Genomic DNA, 693 nt, shown 5'->3' on the forward strand with positions numbered 1-693 from the left:
TGCGGTAGAGATGCAGAAATAAAAGCACTGGCTTTGTAGCAAAAAACGCAGCGGAGAGTTTTTTATCAAGTGTTTATTGTTTTTTAAAGGCTTTCAAGTTTTCGCTATCGCTCGGGTTTGGTTACTTTTTTTGCGGAAAAAAAAGTTACTAGCCCTTCCGCTGGCAATGAGGCGGGAAGATATAGTTTACAGAACAACTTTAAAAATGGAGAAAATCGTAAACCAAGCAAGAAGCAATTAAAAAAACAGATTGCCACAGCCCCCCCTTCGCACAACGCCGCCACTTCGGGCTTCGCAAAGACACGGTTAAGGAAGGCATTGCTGTTTAATAAGATCACTCCAAATAACAAGAACATTAATAAAAGCAATAGCCATTCGATACCTACAAATTCCGCCTTGTTTTATGCGGTAGAGATGCAGAAATAAAAGCACTGGCTTTGTAGTAAAAAATGCAGCGGAGAGTTTTTTATCAAGTGTTTATTGTTTTTTAAAGGCTTTCAAGTGTTCGCTATCGCTCGGGTTTGGTTACTTTTTTTGCGGAAAAAAAAGTTACTAGCCTTTACGCCGGCAATGAGGCGGGAAGATATAGTTTACAGAACAACTTTAAAAATGGAGAAAATCGTAAACCAAGCAAGAAGCAATTAAAAAAACAGATTGCCACAGCCCCCCTTCGCACAACGCCGCCACTTCGGG

The organism is Pedobacter alpinus (assembly GCF_042684645.1).
In the GTDB taxonomy this organism is placed as follows: Bacteria; Bacteroidota; Bacteroidia; order Sphingobacteriales; family Sphingobacteriaceae; genus Pseudopedobacter; species Pseudopedobacter alpinus.